Source organism: Lactobacillus sp. S2-2 (assembly GCF_021698855.1).
Lineage (GTDB): Bacteria > Bacillota > Bacilli > Lactobacillales > Lactobacillaceae > Fructilactobacillus.
Window position 1 is genome coordinate 250277 of record NZ_WWFA01000002.1, and the last position, 21604, is coordinate 271880.

The 21604-nt window shown below is 26.5% G+C and carries 18 protein-coding genes; 1 reads left to right on the forward strand and 17 read right to left on the reverse strand.

Annotation, left to right across the window (positions count from 1 at the left end; genetic code table 11):
- Positions 1-34: 34 nt before the first annotated feature.
- The 10 genes from ffh to GSH19_RS02790 all read right to left on the reverse strand — a co-directional run bounded on the left by ffh (position 35) and on the right by GSH19_RS02790 (position 13034).
- Entirely contained in the window at positions 35-1474 is a 1440-nt protein-coding gene (gene ffh, locus GSH19_RS02745) for a signal recognition particle protein (protein WP_237026387.1), read from the reverse strand.
- Between the two features lie 12 nt (positions 1475-1486).
- Positions 1487-1828 (reverse strand): putative DNA-binding protein, encoded by a 342-nt coding sequence (locus GSH19_RS02750; protein ID WP_237026388.1) that lies wholly within the window; start codon positions 1826-1828, stop codon positions 1487-1489.
- A gap of 16 nt (positions 1829-1844) precedes the next feature.
- Positions 1845-3212 (reverse strand): signal recognition particle-docking protein FtsY, encoded by a 1368-nt coding sequence (gene ftsY / locus GSH19_RS02755; RefSeq protein ID WP_237026389.1) that lies wholly within the window; start codon positions 3210-3212, stop codon positions 1845-1847.
- The gene (gene smc / locus GSH19_RS02760; RefSeq protein WP_237026390.1) at positions 3212-6757 is read right to left on the reverse strand and encodes a chromosome segregation protein SMC; all 3546 of its coding nucleotides are present in this window, start codon (positions 6755-6757) and stop codon (positions 3212-3214) included. Before smc ends, ftsY begins: the two co-directional genes overlap by 1 nt.
- A gap of 16 nt (positions 6758-6773) precedes the next feature.
- Entirely contained in the window at positions 6774-7463 is a 690-nt protein-coding gene (gene rnc / locus GSH19_RS02765; protein ID WP_237026391.1) for a ribonuclease III, read from the reverse strand.
- A gap of 77 nt (positions 7464-7540) precedes the next feature.
- On the reverse strand, positions 7541-7807 hold the full coding sequence (locus GSH19_RS02770; RefSeq protein ID WP_237026392.1) for an acyl carrier protein: 267 nt from the start codon (positions 7805-7807) through the stop codon (positions 7541-7543).
- Positions 7808-7837: 30 nt separating this feature from the next.
- The gene (gene plsX / locus GSH19_RS02775) at positions 7838-8848 is read right to left on the reverse strand and encodes a phosphate acyltransferase PlsX (protein ID WP_237026393.1); all 1011 of its coding nucleotides are present in this window, start codon (positions 8846-8848) and stop codon (positions 7838-7840) included.
- Positions 8849-8858: 10 nt separating this feature from the next.
- Positions 8859-10886, reverse strand: a complete 2028-nt coding sequence (recG, locus tag GSH19_RS02780; RefSeq protein WP_237026394.1) for an ATP-dependent DNA helicase RecG — start codon at positions 10884-10886, stop codon at positions 8859-8861.
- Positions 10887-10946: 60 nt separating this feature from the next.
- Positions 10947-12635 carry a DAK2 domain-containing protein gene (locus GSH19_RS02785; RefSeq protein WP_237026395.1) on the reverse strand — a complete coding sequence of 563 codons (1689 nt, stop codon included), beginning with the start codon at positions 12633-12635 and terminating at the stop codon, positions 10947-10949.
- Positions 12636-12659: 24 nt separating this feature from the next.
- The gene (locus tag GSH19_RS02790) at positions 12660-13034 is read right to left on the reverse strand and encodes an Asp23/Gls24 family envelope stress response protein (protein ID WP_237026396.1); all 375 of its coding nucleotides are present in this window, start codon (positions 13032-13034) and stop codon (positions 12660-12662) included.
- Between the two features lie 192 nt (positions 13035-13226).
- Here GSH19_RS02790 and rpmB point away from each other — a divergent pair, with 192 nt between their 5' ends.
- Entirely contained in the window at positions 13227-13412 is a 186-nt protein-coding gene (gene rpmB, locus GSH19_RS02795) for a 50S ribosomal protein L28 (protein ID WP_237026397.1), read from the forward strand.
- Positions 13413-13477: 65 nt separating this feature from the next.
- Here rpmB and GSH19_RS02800 read toward each other — a convergent pair whose 3' ends face one another.
- The 7 genes from GSH19_RS02800 to coaBC are packed head-to-tail and all read right to left on the reverse strand — an operon-like array spanning position 13478 to position 21568.
- Positions 13478-14119: a thiamine diphosphokinase gene (locus GSH19_RS02800; protein ID WP_237026398.1), complete on the reverse strand. Its 642-nt coding sequence runs from the start codon at positions 14117-14119 to the stop codon at positions 13478-13480.
- Between the two features lies 1 nt (position 14120).
- Positions 14121-14774, reverse strand: coding sequence for a ribulose-phosphate 3-epimerase (rpe, locus tag GSH19_RS02805; RefSeq protein ID WP_237026399.1), 654 nt, complete (start codon positions 14772-14774; stop codon positions 14121-14123).
- A gap of 16 nt (positions 14775-14790) precedes the next feature.
- A complete protein-coding gene (gene rsgA / locus GSH19_RS02810) occupies positions 14791-15675 on the reverse strand; it encodes a ribosome small subunit-dependent GTPase A (protein ID WP_237026400.1) in 885 nt (294 codons plus the stop codon).
- A 4-nt stretch (positions 15676-15679) separates the two neighbouring features.
- The gene (gene rsmB / locus GSH19_RS02815; RefSeq protein WP_237026401.1) at positions 15680-17011 is read right to left on the reverse strand and encodes a 16S rRNA (cytosine(967)-C(5))-methyltransferase RsmB; all 1332 of its coding nucleotides are present in this window, start codon (positions 17009-17011) and stop codon (positions 15680-15682) included.
- A complete protein-coding gene (fmt, locus tag GSH19_RS02820; protein WP_237026402.1) occupies positions 17004-17948 on the reverse strand; it encodes a methionyl-tRNA formyltransferase in 945 nt (314 codons plus the stop codon). Before fmt ends, rsmB begins: the two co-directional genes overlap by 8 nt.
- A gap of 13 nt (positions 17949-17961) precedes the next feature.
- Positions 17962-20370 carry a primosomal protein N' gene (priA, locus tag GSH19_RS02825; protein ID WP_370636133.1) on the reverse strand — a complete coding sequence of 803 codons (2409 nt, stop codon included), beginning with the start codon at positions 20368-20370 and terminating at the stop codon, positions 17962-17964.
- Between the two features lie 13 nt (positions 20371-20383).
- Positions 20384-21568, reverse strand: a complete 1185-nt coding sequence (gene coaBC / locus GSH19_RS02830; RefSeq protein ID WP_237026403.1) for a bifunctional phosphopantothenoylcysteine decarboxylase/phosphopantothenate--cysteine ligase CoaBC — start codon at positions 21566-21568, stop codon at positions 20384-20386.
- Between the last annotated feature and the right edge of the window lie 36 nt (positions 21569-21604).

Genomic DNA, 21604 nt, shown 5'->3' on the forward strand with positions numbered 1-21604 from the left:
TGTAAAGGGGTTTTCCTTTACAAGTTAAAATTAATTATTTTCTTTTTTTATTTCTTTTCTTTTTATTTTTTTGTATTTTTCTAGACATACGTTTCATAGCTATATTGGATAACTTTCCACCCATTCCACTACCCATACCTGAGCTATTCATCATACCTTCCATTTCAGAAAAATTACCATTTGATACTTTTGACATCATTTCTTTCATACTATTAAATTGTTTTATTAAACGATTAACTTCTTGAATTGATCTTGCTGAACCTGCCGCTATTCTTCTTCTTCTGGAAGGATTTAAAATATCTGGATTTAATCGTTCTTCTTTAGTCATTGAATAAATTATTGCTTTAATATGATCCATATCTTTTGGATCCATTTGTACATTTTGTAAAGTAGGATTATTTGCCATTCCAGGAATCATTTTAATTAAATCTTCCATTGGACCCATATTTTGAATTTGTTGCATTTGATCAAGAAAATCCTCAAAATCAAAAGTATTTTCTCTCATTTTTTCAGTTAACTTTTGTGCTTGATCTTCATCATATTCTTTTTGAGTTTTTTCAATAAGAGATAGCATATCTCCCATTCCCAAAATTCTTGAAGCCATTCTATCTGGATGAAATTTATCTAAATCAGATAGTTTCTCACCTTGTCCAACAAATAAAATAGGTTTTTCAGTTACTGATCTAATTGATAAAGCAGCTCCACCACGTGTATCACCATCTAATTTTGTTAAAACAACTCCAGTTATATCTAATGCATCATTAAATCCTTCTGCAGTTTTAACAGCATTTTGTCCAGTCATTGCATCAACAACTAAAAGAATATTATCTGGTTTAGCAACTTCTTTTACATCTTTTAATTCTTGCATTAATGCTTCATCAATTTGGAGCCTACCAGCTGTATCAATTAAAACATAATCATTTTTATCTTCTTTTGCTTGTTTTAATCCATCTTCAACTATTTTAACTGGATCTACATCTGTGCCTTCTTGAAAAACTGGTACATCAATTTGGCTTCCTACTTGTTGTAATTGATCAATTGCTGCTGGACGGTAAATATCAGCAGCAATTAAAAGAGGTCTAGCATTATTTTCATCTTTTAATTTTTTTGCTAATTTACCAGCAGTTGTTGTTTTACCAGCACCTTGAAGTCCTGACATCATAATAATTGTTGGTATTTTTTCTGATTGAATAAGATCAGTAGAATCGTCACCCATCATTTTTGTTAATTCCTCATTAACAATTTTAATGATTTGTTGTGATGGATTTAAACCTTCTAATACATCACTACCTTTTGATCTTTCTTGAACTGTTTTAACAAATTTTCTAACAACACTAAAATTAACATCAGCTTCTAATAATGCTAATCTAATTTCTCGCATCGTTTCTCTTAAATCTGCTTCAGTTATTTTACCTTTACCACGTAAATTTTTAAACGCTTTTTGTAATCGTTCAGTTAACCCTTCAAAAGCCATAAAATAAATCTCCTAATTCTCTTCAGTTTGTTCTAATTTATTTATCATTTCTAAAAGAAACTTATCGTTTTGATAATTTGATTTAATATATTTAATTATTTTATCCGTTTGTTGATTTCTAATTAAAAAATTTTTATATAAACCCATTTTATCTTCATAATTTTCTAAAGTTTTTTCAGTTCTTTTAATATTATCATAAACAGCTTGTCGACTTACATTAAAGTTTTCAGAAATTTCTCCTAATGAATAATCATCTACATAATAGAGCTTAATATATTTGTGTTGTTTGTCTGTTAATAAGGATCCATAAAAATCAAATAATGAATTGATATGATAATTTTTTTCTAATTCCATAATTTCTCCTTATTGATTACTCAACGATAAATAAATCTTTAAATAGTCCATAAATAAAGTCATTAGCATCAAATTCTTTTAAATCATCAACCTTTTCACCTAATCCAACTAATTTTACTGGTATTTTCATTTCATTTCTAATAGCAAAAATGATTCCACCTTTAGCTGTTCCATCTAGTTTAGTTAGTACAATTCCAGAAATATTAGTTACTTCATTAAATAATTTTACTTGACTAATTGCATTCTGACCAGTTGTTGCATCAAGAACTAATAAGGTTTCATGTGGTGCATCTGGAATTTCCCTTTTAATAATTTTATTTATTTTAGATAATTCATTCATTAGATTAACTTTATTTTGAAGTCTTCCAGCAGTATCAATAAACAAAGTATCATAATTTTCTTTTTTTGCCTTATTAATTGCTTCGTACACTACTGACGCAGGATCACTTTTTTCTTCTTTTTTGACTATACCAACATTATCTCTAATTGCCCATTCATTTAATTGTTCAATTGCTCCTGCACGAAAAGTATCAGCTGCTGCTAAAAGAACTTTTTTCCCATTTTTATGATATTGATTAGCCATCTTCCCAATTGTAGTTGTTTTTCCTACTCCATTTACACCAGTAAATAAAATTACAGTAGGACCATTTTTAGACTCACTAATTGATATATTATCATCAGAATTATTTTCTTCATAAATTTCAATCATTTTTTGAACAATTACATTTTGCACATCATTTGTTTTCTTTACATTTTTTAATTTAACTTCTTCTTTTAAAGAATCAACGATTTGCATTGATGTTTCAAAACCAACATCTGATTCAATTAAAGTATCTTCTAATTCTTCAAAAAAATCTTCATTAATTGTTCTGAATTTAGAAAAAATCTTATTAAGTTTTTGACCAAAAGAAGAACTTGATTTAGCTAATCCTTTTTCATAAGATTTCTCTTTTGAATCTTCAGAATCATTTTGTTCATCTGTATTTACTTTTTCTTTAACGTTATTATCAGATTCATTTTCTTCCGAATTCAATGATATTTCTTGTTGTGTATTAACGGAATCATTGCCATCATCAGGTTCTTCATCTGTATTTACTTTTTCTTCAACGTTATTATCAGATTCATTTTCTTCTGAATTCACTGATACTTCCTGTTGTGTATCATCAGAATCATTTGTGTCATCATTTTGTTCGTCTGTATCTAATTTTTCTTCAACATTATTATCAGGTTCATTTTCTTCTGAATTCACTGCGTTTTTTTGTTGTATATCATCAGAATTATTCGTAACCTCATTTTGTTCATCTTTATTTGATTTTTCTTCAACATTTGTTACTTTATTTTTTTCTTTCTCTTTCCTTTTCTTAAAAATATCAAAAAGTCCCATTAATCAATTCCTCCAATATTATTTTTAGCTGTTTCTAAATTAACTGATAAAACATTTGATATTCCAGAATTTTGCATAGTAATACCATATAAATTATCAGCATAAACCATCGTTTCTTTTCTATGAGTAATTACAATAAATTGTGTATCTTCTTTTAAACGAGACATATAACGTGCAAACCTATCTACATTAGCAGAATCAAGTGCTGACTCTGCTTCATCTAAAATAATAAAAGGAACTGTTTTAACTTGTAAAATTCCAAATAACAAAGCTAATGCAGTTAATGATTTCTCTCCACCAGAAAGTAAAGATATATCTCTTTGCTTTTTACCTGGTGGTTGAACAATTATTTCAATTCCAGTACTCAAAACATCATTTGAATCGGACATTTTCAAATGAGCGGTTCCACCTTCAAATATACTTTTAAATGTTTGAGAAAATTTATCGTTTACTTCATTAAAAGTCTTTTTAAATCTATTTTTAACTTCATTGTCTATATTTTTCATTATTTTATTAAGATTAGACTTTGAATTTTCTAAATCCTGTTTTTGATGGTTCATAAATTCATATCTTTCATTAATTTCATTAAAAATATCAATTGTACTTGTATCTACAGGACCAAGTATATTTAATTCTTTTCTTGTTATTTTTTCTAAATTATAAATTAAATCACTATCAAGAATATTTTTTTCTTCATCGAAATCTGAGATTGCTTGATTTAAATTAATATCAAAATTATCTTTCAATTCTTTTAATTGTGTTGCTATATTTTCATTATTAATTGTTAATTTACTATTTAGTTTTTCAGTTAATTTTACATTTTTCAAAGAAATACTTTGATAGGTTTCAATATTTTTATCTAAATTAAACATTTTAGATCTTTCAAAATTACTTTCTTGATTAATTTTATCAATTTCAATTTGCATATTATCAATTTCTTTTTTTAAATTATCTAATTGACTTTGATCTAATTTATGATTTTCACTATTAAGTTTTTTTAACTCAATAATTTTATTTTTCTTTTCATTTATAAAGTTATTTTCATTTTCTTTTTGACTATAAAAATTATCTAATTGAGTTTTTGTATTTTCAATATTATTTTTAACTGATTTGAGTTTCTCACTTAGTTTAAATTTATTCCTATCAAGATCAATAATTTTATTATTATTATTATCTAAATCTATTTTCAAATTATCAATTTCTTTTTTTAAATTATTTGATAAAGATTTTTTTGAATTAATTTCATCTTTAATCTTATTAATATATATTAAATAATTACTAGATTGTGAACCATCAAATTTATTTAAATTTTGTTTTTGATTTTTGATTAAGCCATTTAAATCATCAAATTCTTTTTTCTTTACTTGTAAATCAATTCTTTTTTCTTCAAGTATATTAGAAATATTATCTAATTGTTGAGATAATTCATCAATTTTATTACTGTTTTCAGATATTTTATTTTTAGTATTTTCAATAATTATATCTTTATCGTTTATTTCGTTTTTTAAATTAATTAGTTTATTTTTTTGACTTATATTTCCATTATTATTTTTTAATATTTTACCACCAGTAATAGACCCGCCAGCATTAATAACTTCACCAGCTAAAGTAACTACTTGAAATCTTTTATTAACTAAGCTACTTATTTTTCTAGCATTCCTTAAATTATCAGAAATGATTATATTTCCTAATAAATATTGTTTAATGCTATCAAATTTTTTATCTATCTTAATTAAATTAGAAGCAATATCTATAAAACCTTTAACATTTCTAATTGATAATAAAATATTTGAATTAATTACTTTTTTAGTTAAATCGCCATTAGGTAAAAATGTAGTTCTTCCTAATTTATTTTGGGATAAATATTGAATTGCATTTTCAGCTGCACTTTGATTTTTAACAATAATTTGCTGTGTACGATTTCCTAAAGCTGTATCAATTGCTAGAGCGTACTGATCATCTGTATCAATAAATTCAGATACAGCACCGTAGATTCCTTGAAGTTTATCTTTATTTTTTAAAATATTTTTTGATCCATTATAAAAATTATTATAATTTTGAAATGAATTTTTAATACTATTATATTCAGCCTTTAATTTATGAATTGTACTAACTTCTTCATACCATTTTGATTTTAATTGTTCTAATTCATCATTTAATTTATTTATTTTATTTTTTAAATCAAGGGAATTATCAGTATATTTATCAATATTTAATTTTGAATCTTCAATTTCTTTTTCAAATCTATTATATAAATCTATATTTTCGCTTAATTGTTTTTTTAAATTCTCTTTATCTTTAGCTGAAAAATTATTTTTTTGATTATTAATTTCTGTTTCGTAATTTACTTTATTTTCTAAATTAGAAATACTTTGCATTAATTGAAAATATTCATTTTGATTATTTTCAATTAATTTTTTGATTTGATCATTTTTATTTTTATAAAATTGCACATTGATATCATTTAACTTAATGTTTAACTGATTTTCTATTTTTTTGTTTTCTTGAATTGACTTTTTTAAATCATCAATATTTGTACTATAATTTTTAATCTTATTTTTATTTAAAATCAAATCATTTTCAATTTCATTAATTCTTTGCTGATTAAAATTCTCTTTTTGAAACACCAATTGTGAATTATTACTTTCATTTTGATAAATTTGAGTTTTTTCTAATAATGAATTATGCAATTTTTCTCTCTTTTTATCTAATTCATTTAATTTATTTTGTAAATTAGTTCTTTTATTTTTAACTTGGAGTAATTTATTATTATTGTTTAATTCATTTTCATTTAGTGTTTTAAGTTTATTTTCTAATTCTATTTTATTATCAGCTTGATTACTAACACCTAAAATAAGACGATTTTTATAAAAAAATCTATTATATTTATTTAAATATAAATATTTTTTTGCTTTTATAGCTTGATTTTCAAGATTATTTATTTGTGTTTTTAATTCATTTGTATGATCAGTTATTCTTAAAAGATTCTGTTTAATATCATCTAATTTTTTTAATGTTGTTTCCTTTTGCTTTTTATATTTAAAAACTCCAGCCGCAGTTTCAATTACCTGTCTTCTATTTTCAGAATTACCGTCAATGATTTCATTAACGTTTCCTTGAGAAATAATTGAAAACGAACCTTCACCTAACCCTGTATCTAAAAATAAATTTTTAATATCTTTTAATCTACAGATATTTTCATTTATATAATAAGAACTGTCACCATTTCTATATAACTTACGCTTTACTGTAACCTCTGAATATTCTGTATTTAAAAAATAATCTTCATTATCAAAATTTATACTAACTTCTGCTAAATTTAATGCACTATGATTTTTAGAACCTGAAAAAATTACATCTTGCATTTTGTTACTTCTTAAATTTTTAGAAGATTTTTCTCCTAATACCCATCTAATGGCTTCAATTACATTACTTTTTCCGCTTCCATTTGGACCAACTACCGCAGTAATACCATTATGATAATTAATTATAGTTTTATTCATAAAAGACTTGAATCCATTTATTTCAATTGATTTAAGTTTCAAATAAAAACCTCATTTTTTATTGGATTTCTTTAATAGCTTTTTGAGCAGCTTTTTGTTCTGCTTCCTTTTTGGAATGGCCAAATCCAACTCCAAGTTCTTTATTATCAACCATTAAAGATACTTCAAATTCACGATTATTTTCCGGACCTTTTTCTTCATTTAATAAATATTCTATTTTGACTGGCCCATCTTTTTGAACTAGCTCTTGTAATTCAGTTTTATGATCAAAAAATTCATCAAACCAGCCATCATCAATTTTTGGGAAAATAACAATATTACAAAAATTTACTACTTTTTCCATACCTTGATCTAAATAAACTGCACCAATAAATGATTCAAAAATATCACATAATAATGAATCACGATGTCTTGCATTAGCCTTTTCTTCACCTTTACCTAGTCTAATATAATTTTCAAATTGGCATTCTCTAGCAAATTGGCTAAAACTATGTTCATTTACCATGGCAGCTCTTAATCTAGTTAATCTTCCTTGTGGCAAATTAGGATATCTTTCGAATATATAATCAGAAACAACTAATTGATAAACTGCATCGCCCAAAAATTCTAATCGTTCATAAAACTTAAGATTTTGATTAGGATGTTCATTAACATATGATCCTTGTGTAAATGCCTCATCCAATAAAGATTCATCATTAAATTCAATATCAAATCTATTTTTTAACAATATTTTAAATTGCTTATCCAAAATAATACCTCCAAAATTTTCTAACATTATTATATCATTTTTGTACTAAAGAAATAGACTTCGTCGATAGACGAAGCCTATTTCTTTTTACTTTTTTTAGTCTTTTTTGTTCTATCAATAATTAAGTCTACTAATTGACCAAGTGTATCAATACCTTCAGCCTCAGTATTTGATATTTGTTCATCAAATTCATTTTCTAATTCAACAATAAATTCTGCTAAATCAATAAAATCAGCTCCTAAATCTTTAGTGATATTCATATTTTCACTAATAAGATTTGGATCTACATCAAAATTCTCTAAAACTATTTTCTTTATTTCTAAAAAAATAACTTCTCTATTCATAATAAAATAACTCCAATAAATATTTTTGATTTATTTTTCAGTATTATTTTGATCATTATCAAAATAATCATTAATTGAATTAGTTAATTCAGAATTAACAATATTTTTAATTTCAACTAAAGAATTTTTAACTGTTTTAGCTTTACTACTTCCATGACTTTTAACAACCGGAGCTTTTAATCCTAATAATAAGGCACCACCATATCTAGTATAATCCATCTTTTTACCAACATCTTTAAAAGAATTTTTAAGTAATAATGCACCTATTTTTGATTTCATTCCATTACTCTTGATCTCTTTTTTTATTAAATTCATCATTGATAATGCTGTACCTTCAATTGTTTTTAAAACGGCATTTCCAGTAAATCCATCTGTAACAGCAACATCTGTAACTCCATTTAATAAATCTCTAGATTCAATATTTCCAATAAAATTAATTGAATCCATTTCACTTAACATTTCGAACATTTCACGATGTTGAATATTACCTTTGTCGCTTTCAGTCCCATTGTTAATCAACCCAATTCTTGGATTATTAATTTTTTTAACATTTTCTGCATAATATTTTCCCATCAATGCATATTGTTTAACATTTAATAACTTTGTATCTGCATTAGCACCACAATCAATCATTGTGAATCCCATATCATTATCAATGACTGGTAATGTAGTAGTTAATCCTGGGCGATCAATACCTTTTATACGACCAATAATTAATAAGCCGGCAACCATGATAGCTCCTGTATTTCCAGCTGAAAATAACGCATCAGAATTACCTTCTTTAACCGATTTTGCTGCTAAAACTAAACTTGAATTTTTCTTCTTTTTAATTGCTTTAGTTGGTTCATCATCCATTGAAATATATTCTTCAGTATGGTGAATTTCTATACTATCATCATTTTTAAGATATTTTTTTATTTTATTTTGATCACCAAAAAGTTGATAAATGACATCAGAATTAATATCTCTTGCTTGTTCCACGCCTTCAATTATTTCCCTTGGTGCATAATCTCCACCCATTGCATCAATAGCTATTTTCATAATATTCTCCTTAATCCAATACATTATCTTCATTATAAAGATTAATTTGTTTTATCAATTTCAAATTATCATTATCTAATTCCCAATTTTCAGAACTAACAATTTGTTTGGCTGTTTTTTGAGCCTCAACCAAAATATTAAAATCAGAAATAGGATCTCCAATTTTAAAATGTTCAAATCCAGACTGCCTATCACCTAATATTTCTCCGGAGCCTCTTAATTCTAAATCTTTTTGAGAAATATAGAAACCATCATTAGATTCACACATCACTTGCATTCTTTTGGCAGCAATTTCATTTTTAGGTTCGGATATTAAAATACAATAAGACTGTTTAGTTCCTCGCCCTACACGACCTCTTAATTGATGTAATTGAGACAATCCAAAATGGTCAGCATCATAGATTACCATAATACTTGCATTAGAAATATCAACACCAACCTCTATAACAGTAGTAGAAACCAAAATATCTATTTCACCATTTTTAAATAATTCCATTTTTTCATTTTTTTCATTTTCTTTCATCTGTCCATGAAGAAAATCAATATTGAAATTTGAATTAATTCTGTTATTTAATTTATTAAAAATTGAATTAACATTATTCATATCTAAATTTTCAGATTCCTCAATTAAAGGAACAACCACGTATACTTGTTCTTTTTCTTCTAAATGATTTTCTAAAAATTTGACTAGATTATCAAATTGAGAAGGTCTAATCCAATTAGTTATTATCTTTTGTCTTCCTTTTGGTAATTCATCAATAATTGATAAATCCATTTGACCATAATTAGTAATTGTTAATGTTCTTGGAATCGGTGTTGCTGTCATTGCCAAGATATTATTAGATGCACCTTTTTCTCTTAATTTCTTTCTTTGATTAACACCAAAACGATGTTGTTCATCAATAATTGATAATTTTAAATCATTATAACTGATTTCATCTTGAAATAATGTATGTGTACCAATAAGTAAATCAATAGAACCATTTTCAATTTTTGGTATTAATATCTTTCTAGCACTACTTTTAGTGCTCCCAGTTAATAATGCAATATTAATTGGAAATTTTTCAAACATTTTTGATAATGAATCCGCATGCTGTTCAGCTAATATTTCGGTAGGTGCCATTAAAACAGATTGGTTTCCATCTAAATAATTAGCATAAATACTTAGAGCTGCAATAACTGTTTTCCCACTTCCAACATCTCCTTGAAGTAATCGATTCATTGAGTAAGGTTTATCTAAGTCGCTCAAAATTTCTTTTAATACTTTTTTTTGAGAATTTGTTAAAACAAATTTTAAAGAATTTTCAAAGTTAGTAATTTCATTTTCTTTTATATTAATTCTATATTTATCATTAATTTCTCTTTTTGTTTTAATTAATTGTAAACTCAATTGATATAAAAAAAATTCATTAAACTTTGCGGTTCTTTTTGCAGATAAAGCATCTTCTTTACTATCTGGAAAGTGCATATTCTTAATAACATAATTTTGATTAGCTAATTTATATTTTTTGATAATCCAATCTGGTAAGAAATTTTCAATCTTATCTTTATATAAATTATATGCTTGTTCAATTGTTTTTTTTATAATTTTATCACTAACCAGTTTGTTTGATGGATAAACTGATTCAAAAGTATCGGAATTACTTTCATCAAGTATTTTTAATCCAGTTAAACTTTTTTTCTTAGCGTCATATTTACCAAAAACAATTATCTTTTTCATTTCTTTTATTTTATTAATTAACCAAGGCTGATTGAAAAAAGTAATAAAAATAATTTGATTATCTACTTTTAAAGAGAATCTTAAAATACTTTTTTTCCTGGCAATATATCTAACCGTAGGTTCACTACTAATATCACCCATTATAGTTATTTGTTCATTATCTTGAATATTATCAAGATTTTGTACTGTAAAATCTTGATAACGATAAGGGAAATAATTTAAAAGATCATTAATAGAAAAAATATTTAATTTATTGAAACCTTGTATCCTTTTTGGACCAATTCCATTCAAAACCGAAATATTATCTCTTAAATCCAATCGTATCCCCTCCTTAATCAAAAAACTGTTAGTCATTTAGACTAACAGAATTTTATCCTTTTATTCAACAGAAACAATTAATGGATAAACTGGTTGATTTCCTTCATGCACTTCAACTTCAATTTCATCATCAATTTCAGAAATAGCATCAGATATTTTTTGTGCTTCATCCATTGAACTATCAGAACCATAGATAATGGTTACATTTTCACTATCATCATCAATCATTTTTTTTATCATTTTAATTGAGGCTTCTACTAAATTATCATCTAAAACAGTTATTTCACCATCAATAATTCCCATATAGTTACCTTTTTTAATATCTAAATTATTAAATTTAGTATCTCGAACAGCAACTGTAATCTGACCATTAGAAACATAATCTAAAGAATCTTCCATCATTGAAACATTTTCTTCAATTGATTCATCAGGATTATAAGAAAACATTGCAGACAATCCTTGAGAAATATTTTTAGAATGAACAACTAATAGTGGAATATCAGTTAACTTAGATGCTTGTTCAGCAGCTAAGAAAATATTTTTGTTATTCGGCAATATAATCGCCTTTTTAGCATTACTATTATTTACAACATCAACTATATCCTGAGTACTAGGATTCATGGTTTGACCACCATTTATAGTGTTAGTAACACCCAAACTTTTAAATAATTTTTGAATTCCTTCTCCTGAAGAAACAGAAATAATGGCAGTATCTGGTGATTCTACTTCAGTTTCTGGTTTACCATTATCATTAGGTTGATCTTTAGCCATTATTTCTTCTTGTTGTAACCTCATATTATCAATTTTAACATTGGCTAAATCACCAAAAGTTTGTGCCCATGATATAACTTTCCCTGGTTGTTCAGTATGAACATGAACCTTAGCGATTTCATCATCATTAATCACTAATAAAGAATCACCTAAATTAGATAAATAATCATAAAATTGTTGATAATCGAATTTTCTAGTAACTTGTTTTCCCTTACCAATTCTAATCATCACTTGAGTACAGTATCCATAAACAATATCTTCTGGATTTATTTTTCCTTGAACACTCTCATGTTCTTCATCAACCATTGTACTCATAGATTCATTTTCATCATTATTTTCAACAACATCATTATTTACTTCTCTATCATTAAGAATATCGGCAAAACTTTTAAGTACAAATACAAGTCCTTGACCACCTGAATCAACAACATTTACTTCTTTTAAAACAGGAAGTAAATCTGGAGTTGTTTTTAAAGCTTTATCAGCTTCTTCAGCAATTTCATCAGCTAATTTTGCAACATCATTTGTTTCTTTTACAATATCTTGTCCTTTTTTAGCAGCACATCTAATTACAGTTAATATGGTACCTTCAGTTGGCTTCATTACAGAAGAATAAGCAGTCTTAGCAGCCACCAAAACTGCATTAGCATAATCATTTGCATCAGCCTCAGATATTCCATCAAGAGAATTAGCAAATCCCCTAAATATCTGAGACAAAATAACTCCTGAATTACCTCTAGCTCCCATTAATAAGCCTTTAGCTAAAGCATTAGCTTTTTCAGAAATAGATGTTGAATTATCCTTAACAACATAATCATATCCACTTGAAAAAGATAAATTCATATTTGTTCCCGTATCGCCATCTGGTACCGGAAAAACATTTAATGAATTTATAAAGTCGGCATTATTTTTAAGATTAATTGAACCCGCTTGAACCATCTGTTCAAACTTTTTTGTAGAAATTTTTGTTAATGTCACTTTAATCAGATCCCCCTATAATAATTAAAGAATTTTTTTCTCGTTTAATACACGAACACCTTGAACAATAACATTAACAATCTTAGTATTAACACCTAACATTGATTCAAGATTATATTTAACTTTTGATTGAACGTTTTTAGAAACTTCAGAAATTTTTGTACCATAGCTAACAATAATATTAACATCGACAATTACACCTTTTTCAGAAGGCTTAACAACGACACCTTTTGAATAGCTATCTTTTCTCAAAATAACATTCATATTATCTTTTATTTGATTTTTACTTGCCATTCCAACTACACCATAATTATCAGTGGCAGCTCCACCAACAACTGTTGAGATAACTTCATTATCAATATCAATATTTCCATATTCGTTATTTAATTTAACGGCCATATTATTAGCCTCCTTATTTCATTACGAACTTACTATATCGTTAACATATTAACATAAATCAATAAAAAACCAAAATATATGTGATTAGTGTCAAGTAAAATTACTTGAGAGTAACTATTGCATTTAAATCAGGTATATGCTAAATTATTTAAGTAGATAATTCTGATTATTTTATAAAGGAGGATATTTATTATGGCTAAGGATTTCTTTAGTGGTAAGAGAACTCATTACGGTAATCGTCGTTCTCATGCCTTAAATTCAACTCGTAGAAGTTGGAAACCAAATCTTCAAAAAGTACGTATTTTAGTTAACGGTAAACCTAAAAAAGTTTGGGTAAGTACTCGTACTCTAAAATCTGGTAAAGTTACACGCGTATAATTTGATATTTTAATTAATTAATTAAAAAAGAAGACGAACAAGATATTTCTTGTTCGTCTTCTTTTTTAATCTTTCGATTGAATAACAGATAAAATACCATTATCAAAATAAAAATCGCCAAAATTTCCGACAAATTCATTACTAGATAAAGAAACCGGAAATTTAATTTTTTCATCTTTTAACGTGTATTTTTCATTAATTAATGAAATGTTCATTGGTTGAAGTGGATTAAATGATAAATATTTCATTCCATTAATTTTATTAATACGATGATCACCGGGTAAAAAATATTCAATAAAATTATTTTTATCAATAATTTTTATTTTTTCAGCATACGGTTTAATATCTTCTTTTAATACTGAAAGATAATTATTCATAAATTGATCTATTCTTCCGCCAGTTGCACCATATATATTAATCTTTTCGAAAGAATAATTTTTTATTACAAATAATAATCCTAATTCAGTATCTGTATAATCTTTAATTGGATTGGAAACTTCTATTTTTTTTATAGATTCACTAATTTGCTTAAATTCATTAACATTAATTGAATCAAAATCTCCAATTGCAGCAAGTGGATTATAGCCATACTGTAATAAATTTAATGCTCCACGATCGATACCTATAAAATCACCAGTAACTTCTCCATTTACTAATTCATCGGGTAATTCAGAAATTGGACCACCAGTGACGATATTCAAAATCATTTTAATCAGCTACCTTTTTAATAGCATTGATTCTATCTGCAGGATTATCCGCTCCAAATACATAAGATCCGGCTACTGCAACATTTGCTCCTGCTTCATAAGCATCTTTTACAGTTTCGTTATTAACTCCACCATCAATCTCAATATCAAATTTCAATCCAGAATTTTTTCTAATTTCATCTAGTTCTTTAATTTTTTTAATAGTTTCTGGTAGAAATTTTTGACCACCAAAACCAGGATTAACGGTCATAACTAATACTTGATCAACCATATATAAAATTGGTTTAATTAAATCTACTGGAGTTCCAGGATTAATTACAACTTCAGCCTTAACATTATTATTTTTAATCATTTGCAATGCACGATGAATGTGATTAGTTGCTTCAACATGAACACCAATAATATCTGAACCTGCTTCTGCAAAAGTATCAATATATTTTTCTGGATTTTCAATCATAAGATGAGTATCCAAAACCATATTACTAATCTTCTTTATCGATTTAACCCATGCTGGACCATATGAAATAGCAGGGACAAAAGAACCGTCCATTACATCAATATGTAAATATTCAGCGCCCGCTTTTTCAACAAGTTCAATATCTCTTTGTAAATTTATATAATCTGCACTTAAAATTGATGGAGCTACTTTAATCATTTTGATTACCTCACATTTAATATTTAATTTTTTTGTTTTTCAATACTTGAAATTGTTGGAGATAATTTTCATATCTCGTCCTAATAATTTTACCACTTTCTACAGCTTCTTTAATAGCACAACTTGGTTCATTTATATGAACGCATCCTCTAAATCGACAATTTTTTGCTAACCGTTTCATTTCTGGATAATAATCTTTTAATTGATCTGATGAAATATCCATTGTTTCAAAAGAAGAGAATCCAGGCGTATCAGCAATTATTCCATTATTAATTTTAATTAATGATACTTTTCTAGTTGTATGTTTTCCTCTATTCAATGCTTGTGAAATTTCATTTGTCATTAAATTTAAATCAGGTTTTACAGTATTTAATAATGTAGACTTTCCTGCACCTGTTTGTCCCATTAGAACAGATTGGTTATTTGTTAATTTATTTAAAAATGAGTCAATTGAATTTTGATCATCAGGATTAAATAAAATACAATCATATCCAATATTTTCGTATTCATCTTTAATTTTATTAAATTCAATTAATTCAGATTCACTTAATAAATCTAGTTTTGTAAAAATAATAATTGGCTGAATTTTTTCAATTTCTAATGCTACTAATTCTTTGTCTAATAAATTAAACGAAAAATCAGGTTCCTTCACTGATGTAATTACAAAAGCTTGATCTGTATTTGCAATTGGAGGTCTGACTAATGAATTTACTCTAGGTAAAATATTTAATATATAACCTGAGCTTTGATTTTCTGCTTCAAATTCAACCATATCTCCTACAATTGGCTTAATATTTTTCTTTCTAAAATTTCCACGAGCTCTAGTACGATATAATTCTCCATTACTATCTAAAACATCATAAAATCCTGCTAAAGATTGGTATATTTTACCTTGTTTCATTAATTTACCTCCTTTTTAATTGAGCTACAAAGAATCCATCGGAATTAAAATCATCAGGATAAATTGCTAAATAATCCTCTTCACGATTATCATTAATTCCTTTTCTAGTACTTACTCTTTGAGATTCAAAATCTGGATTAACATTTAAAAATTGATTAATAACATTAACATTTTCTTCAGGGGTTACAGTACATGTACTGTAAGTAATTACTCCCCCATGCTTAACTTTATCGGAAATTGAACTTAAAATTTCTAGTTGTATTTTAGATAACCTATTAATATCATCAATTGATTTTTCATATCTAATTTCTGGTTTTCTTCTCATTAATCCCAATCCAGAGCATGGAGCATCAACTAAAATTTGATCAAAACTTTCTGAATCGTATACTTCATCAATTTTTCTCGCATCTAATGCATTTAGATTAATTAATTCATTCAATCCCATTCTTTTTGCATTATTTTTAATTAATTTTAATTTTTTCTCATGTAAATCAAGTGCTTCAATTCTACCACTAGGACTAATATATTCTGCAATTTGTGTTGTTTTACCACCAGGAGCTGCACATGCATCTAAAATAACTTCACCTGGTGTTAAATTCATACTTTGAACTGGTAACATTGCACTTTCATCTTGAATGGTAAATAAACCTAATTCAAAATATTGACTATGAATTGCTGGTTTTTTAGTTAAAATTAGCGCATTATCAGCTACTTTACTTTCTTCAACTTCAAATCCTTCTTCAACTAACTTAGCTTTTAAATCAGTCATACTAATTTTACTAGTATTTACACGAATACTTTGATTAGAATTATCATTAATTGAATTTAAAATAGTAATCATTTTTTCATTACCAAAATCATGTGCAAATTTTTCAATTAACCATGTCGGTACACTATATTGGATGCTTAATTTTTCAAAATTATCATTAATCTTATCTAAACTTGGTAAACCATCCCTTTGAATATGATGTAAAACACCTGTAACTAATTTTCTAGTACCATCATGTCCCAATTTTTTTGCAATATTAATTGATTCATTAAAAATAGCACGATCAGGGATTTTATCTAAATATTTAATTTGATAAATTGCTGTATATAAAAGTTCTTTTACCCAATTATCTAATTTTTTTGTATTTTTAACTAAGTTTTCAACATAATATTCTAATGTAATTCGATGTTGAATAACTCCATAAACAATATTAGTAAATAATGAAACATCCCTTGGATCCATTTCACTTCTTTGTATTATATTATTTACTTGTAAATTAGAATATGCTCCATCAGAAACTCTAGTTAATGCCTTTACAGCAAGTAATCTTGGATTTTTACTATTCAATTACTTGTTCTCCTATCTTAATGTTATTACCGACTCCATTTAAGTAGTCAGTTATCTTTTGTTTTGGTTTTCCTGAAGGTTGTAATGACAATATTTCTAATACATCATTATTTCCTGTGACAATTTTTAAACTATGCTTAGTTTTATCATAAACAGTTCCTGGCTCATTTTCTGATTTTAGCTCTGTTAACTTAGTATCCCATATCTTAGTCCTTTTACCATTCATTGTAAGATATGCACCTGGATTAGGTCTTAAAGCTCTAATTTTAGCATTTATCAAGAACGCACTTTGTTTAATATCTAATTTTTCTTCTCCTGGTTTAATATTAGGAGAAAAAACAACTTTTGTTTCATCTTGCTTTTTAGGCATTATTTCTTGTCTGAGTAATTTTGGTAATACATCGATTAATAAATCACTACCTATCAAACTTAACTTTTCAAACATTGTACTTGTATCATCGTCAATTGTAATTGGAATAGATTTTTGAGCTAAAATATCTCCTGCATCCATTTTATTTACCATGTACATGATTGTAATCCCTGTTTCTTTTTCACCATTCATAATTGAATACTGAACTGGAGCACCCCCACGATATTTTGGTAATAAAGATCCATGAACATTTATTGCTCCAAATTTAGCACTGTTTAATAATTTATCAGGTAAAAATTGACCATAAGCAGCTGTGACAATAAAATCTGGTTCTAATGAAATGATTTCTTCCATTTCTTCACTACCATTAATCTTTTCTGGTTGTAAAACATCAATTTGATGTTTTTGTGCTTCTTCTTTTACAGGAGAAGCGGTTAAAATTCTTTTTCTACCTACTGGACGATCTGGTTGAGTAACAACTTTTTTTATTTCATAATTATGATTAATTAATTCTTGCAAAATTGGAACAGCAAAAGATGGTGTTCCCATAAATACGATTGAAGTCATATATTTTTCTCCTCTACATAAAATTTAAAGGCTCAGGATCAATGGATATTCTTAATCCTTTTCTAGTTTCTTTTTGTGACTCATTTAAGATATTATTTAATGCCTCATCAATTAGTTTATCTTTTTTATATTTAATAATTATCTGATAATAGTATCTATTTTTCATTCTAGCAATTGGTCTAGGTGTTGGACCTAAAATAATTGTATCAGATGATAAATGGTTACTTAAATAATCATGATATTTAAATGCATATTTAGCAGCTTTATCTTCTTGCTCAGAGCTAATTGATAATCGAACACTAAAAAAATAAGGTGCATAGTCTGAAAAATGTCTTCTTTTCATTTCTTCGAAAAAGAATTTTTCATAATTTTGTTCTTTAGCAAGCTGAATTGCATAATTATCTGGATTAAAGGTTTGAATAATTACCTTTCCTTCTTTTTCTGCTCTTCCAGCTCTTCCTGACACTTGGGTCAATAATTGATATGTTCTTTCACTAGATCTAAAATCTGGTAAATCCAATCCAGTATCTGCATTTAATACACCTACTAACGTTACATTAGGGAAATCTAATCCTTTCGCAATCATTTGAGTGCCTAATAAAATATTAGCTTCTTGATTTCCAAATTTATTTAACAACTTTTCATGTGAACCTTTTTTCCTAGTTGTATCAACATCCATTCTAATTATACTTGCATCTTGAATAATTTCTTTTAATTCTTGTTCAACTTTCTCTGTTCCAGTTCCATAATACCTTATTCTAGAACTACCACAATTATGACAAGTATTTGGAATTGCTTCTTCATGTCCACAATAATGACACTTCATTGTATGAGTATCTAAATGCATTGTTAATGATATGTCACAATTAGGACACTTTAATACATAACCACAATCACGACACATAATAAAAGAAGAAAATCCTCTTTTATTCAACATTAATACAACCTGCTCATTTTTAATAATTCGTTGCTTAATTTCATTAATTAGAAAATCAGAGAAATTAGTTTCACCTTTATTTTGTAATTCTTCTTTCATATCAATAATGCTTACTTCAGGCAATGTTTGATTATTAATTCTATTTGGCATTAATAATAATTTATAAATTCCTTTTTCCGCTCTGGCACGACTTTCAAGTGATGGTGTAGCACTTCCTAGAATTAGTGGAGCTTTATAAAACTCAGCTCTTTTCTTAGCTACTTCCTTTGTATCATACCTAGGTGATTCATTTTGTTTATAACTACCATCGTGTTCTTCATCAATAATAATTACACCAATATTTTTTAATGGTGAAAAAATAGCTGACCTAGCTCCAACAACCACGCTAACTTCACCACGATTAATTCTTCGCCATTCATCAAACTTTTCGCCTTTTGATAAACCACTATGCAAGACCGCGACATTTTTACCAAAACGATTTTTTACACTTCTAACCATTTGAGGAGTTAATGAAATTTCAGGCACTAACATTAAAGCAGTTTTCTCTAAACCAATTGCTTTAGAGATTACCTGAAGATATACTTCAGTTTTACCTGATCCTGTTACTCCTTCTAACAAGAAAACATTATTATTTTCATCTTCAATTGATTGGTTGATTTGTTTAACTGCATTATCTTGTTCCTTATTTAATTTTTTCGGTAAATCTTTTTGAATTTCTTTTTCATAAGGATCACGATACTTTTCAATTGTCTGTTTTTCAATCCAATTATTTTTTTCAAATAAATTAATCGTTGAAAGATTAATTCCATAATTTTGAGTTAACTTAGATTGAATAAATTTTTTATCTTGATTATCACGTAGTACATTAATTAACTTAATCTGATTCGTTGCATTTTTTCTAACTTTTCCTAATAAATCATCATATGATTTTATCTTATCTACTATGAGTAACTCTTTTTTTACTTTGGCTTGATTATTAACTTGATAAATCATTTCAACTAAATTTTTTTCTTTTAATTTAAGTAATTGTGTCATTTCTTCATTAGAAAAATGTTCATTATCAAATAATATAAATTCATTTTTTTCAAATTTTTGCTTTAAATTATCACTTAACGTTTTCATATCTCCTATGAAATGAACAAATTTTTCATATTTTGCTTTCATTACACTTGGCAACATCGTTAATAAGCAATTAATTCTAAAAGAATAAGTTTTTTTTGCTAGCCAATCGGATAAATTCAACAATTCATCATTAACTACCACATCAAGATCCATTAGTGAATCAATGCTTTTTAACGTTTCATCATTTTCAGACTGTTTTAATTCAATTACAAAGCCTTCGATTTTGCGATTACCTTTTCCAAAAGGAATCACTACACGCATCCCTATTTTAATTTGCTGTTCTAAGAAAGAAGGAACTATATAAGAATAAGGAATATTTGTCTGCATAGTAGGAACATCAACAATCACTTCTGCTATTTTCACATAATCCCTTCTTTTAACTTATTTTTTTTAATTGTTCCAAAATAACCTTAGCAATTTCAGTTTTTTTCATAACTTCAGTTTCAACATAATCTTGATTTTTAAATAAAATTGTAACCTTATTATCATCACTGTTAAATCCAATGTTCTTTTTTGAGACATCATTTAAAACTAACATATCAACATTTTTTTCTTTTAATTTTTTTTCTGCATTTTTTAAAATATCATTTGTTTCAGCAGCAAATCCCACAACAATTTGATTATTATTTTTGTGAGTTCCAAAATATTTTAAAATATCATTTGTTTTTTCTAATTCAATATTTATGGAATTAATATTTTTATCTTTTTTGATTTTTTGATCAGTATACTTTTGAGGTTTAAAATCGCTTACAGCAGCTGACATAATTAAAACATCACAATTAGCAAAATTATTACTAATCTCATTATATAATTCGTCACTAGTTTCTACGTCAATCGTAGTGACACCATTTATTTTTTCTAGCTTAGAATTTGCACTAATTAAAGTTACATCTGCTCCTTGTTCATTAGCATAATCAGCCAGTGCATAACCCATTTTCCCAGAAGAATTATTTCCAATAAATCTAACTGGATCAATTTTCTCTCTAGTTCCACCAGCAGTAATTAGAATTTTTTTACCAGATAATTCATTATTTTGATAAAACAAAGTATTTATTATCTTTTGAGGTTCCATCATTCGACCATTTGCTTTATAACCTTCTGCTAAAAATCCATATTCAGAATTAAATATTTGCATATTATCATCTTTTAATCGTTGAATATTTCTCTGAGTTACCGGATTATTTAGCATTTCATCATTCATTGCTGGAAATACATATTTTTTTTCATTCTTAATTGCCATTAAAGAAGTAGAAGCAAAATCATCTGCAATTCCATTAGCCATTTTACCAATAAAATTTGCAGTTGCAGGTGCAATAATTGCTAAATCAGTCCATTGCGCTAACTCAACATGATCTACTCCTGCAGAATTTAAATTATAATCAAATAAAACTTGCTTTTTAGATAAAGTTGAAAAAGTTAAAGGTGTAACAAATTTAGTAGCATTACTAGTCATAACTACTTGTACCTCTAAATTTAGTTTAATTAATTCTCTTAATAAGATTACAGACTTATAAGCTGCAATTCCACCAGTTACATATAAAGCAATATTTTTTTTTAACATTTATCATCAAATCCTTTATTAATAGATAAAAAGCCT